At 62.1% G+C, this 1,772-nt stretch carries 2 protein-coding genes; both read left to right on the plus strand.

Going from position 1 to position 1,772, the window contains the following annotated elements:
* Positions 1 to 745: 745 nt before the first annotated feature.
* The gene (locus PV682_RS42845) at positions 746 to 1,174 is read left to right on the plus strand and encodes a hypothetical protein (RefSeq protein WP_055718355.1); all 429 of its coding nucleotides are present in this window, start codon (positions 746 to 748) and stop codon (positions 1,172 to 1,174) included.
* A gap of 65 nt (positions 1,175 to 1,239) precedes the next feature.
* Positions 1,240 to 1,772: hypothetical protein (locus tag PV682_RS42850; RefSeq protein ID WP_319738181.1), on the plus strand; the 533-nt coding region annotated here is incomplete at its 3' end.

The following is a 1,772-nucleotide window of genomic DNA, read 5'->3' on the forward strand; positions in this document are numbered from 1 at the left end:
ATCCACGGCCGAGTACTCACACCATCCCGAACGGCCGAATCCTCACATCGGTCACGCCCAACCAGGACACTTCAACAAGATCGTGTTACGAGCTCTAAGAAACTGCTTGGTTTGTTCGGTTCACGGACGTTTCCTCTCCGGTAGCGTTTTGTTCGTTGAGTTCTTGCCGTGCGGAGTTGACTGCTGCGAACGCTTCCGGTGAAGATCGCAGCGCAGAAAACCGCAGCTCCCTGGGGCCTTGACCAGGCCAACGGTTTCCTCACGGAAGCAAGGGGAGTGCAGGGGAACCTGAGACGGGCGCACCGGTGAGTGCCGTTCACTCCTCGGCGTCGCGCTCTCTCTGCTTCATCGTCCTGGCGCTCGCGTGAGCCTTACCCGACGTCACGCCCGTGCACAGGACCAGTGAGTCCGATTACCCCCCACCACACCCCCCACGCTCAATCGGAAGTGATTCGACAGAAGCCATTCGCCCATCAGGGCCCGTACGTCTTCTCTTCATCTTCTCGTAACCTTTTCCTCGCGCTTGTTTCCTCGCGCACAAAAAGCGAAAAGGTCGCTTCGGGCTGCCTGGAAACAGGCGATTTCCATCCCTGTGATAAAGAGTTCTAAAAAGTCTCCGGATGTCTTGACTCGAAAATCCGGAAGGCCTGATATTGATGGCGTCGGCCGAAGCCCCAGGGAGCTTCGGCCCCTGAGGGTCCGCCATTCGACCCTGTCCGCTCCATGAACGGAAAAGGAAGCGCAGATGGTGAATACGCGTGCATTCAAGCGCACGGCAATTCTGGGTCTCGCGGTCGCAGCCGCCGTGGTCACTCTGCCCGGCACGGCTCAGGCGCAGTCCGGCTCCCGTATCTGCGGGAACTACTGGTACGCCCGGGCCAACGGCAAAACGGTCGGGATCGTCGCCAAGGCTCTGGAAGTCCCGAAGGTCGATTTCAATATCTGCTTGCGTGTCATCGACCACACGAACAGCATCGGCAACATGCAGCTTCCCGGCTACAAGGGAAAGGTGACCTGGAACCCCCGGCAGGTCATGCGGTCCTGGACCTGTGAGGAAGCCGGCAACCTGTTCAACCAGAAGTACGGGGCCGACCCCTGCGACCACATGAACAGGGTCGACCTCATCGGGCAGGTGAACGGCCGTCACGCCGCCGTCTGGTCGCAGGTGTTCTGAGACCGGCGCCCCCGAACTCCCTCAGATCTCACCTCGCAGAAACAAGCCGAAGAAAAGGGGAAGTAATGTACGGCAAGGTTATCGGGCAGCGCATTCTGATGTGCGGCGCCCTCGTCGCCGCGACCGCGGTCTGCATGACCGGCACGGCGAACGCGGCGACGAGCACGTGCTTCAGCCAGAGCTATTCCGACGGCGCGCAGGTCGTTCCCGGCACGGGCGGCGGGCACGTGACCCGGGCGATCACCCGTCAGCAGGCGGGCAACACCTGGGACGACTGGGTATGGCGCGGCGAGAAGGTCGACTGCTCCCGCAGTGCGATCTCCTGCTCGCACTCGTGGGACACATCGGTGAGCAAGACCACCGGCTGGGCCGTCGGCGGCGGTATTTCTCTCGGCAATGCCACCTCGCCGTCCAAGAAGTGGTACAACCCCCTGGCTTCCGTGACCGGCGGATACCAGAAGACCACCACGATCACCAAGACCACCAGCATCGGCGTCGATGTCAGACCAGGGCACACGGCGCAGGAGGTCATCGTCGCGGTCCGCCGCTGGACCCAGGGTGACTACGCCGGCGGCTGGGTCCGGACGAACCGGGGCTG

The sequence above is a fragment of the Streptomyces niveiscabiei genome (genome assembly GCF_033794345.1).
GTDB lineage: Bacteria > Actinomycetota > Actinomycetes > Streptomycetales > Streptomycetaceae > Streptomyces > Streptomyces niveiscabiei.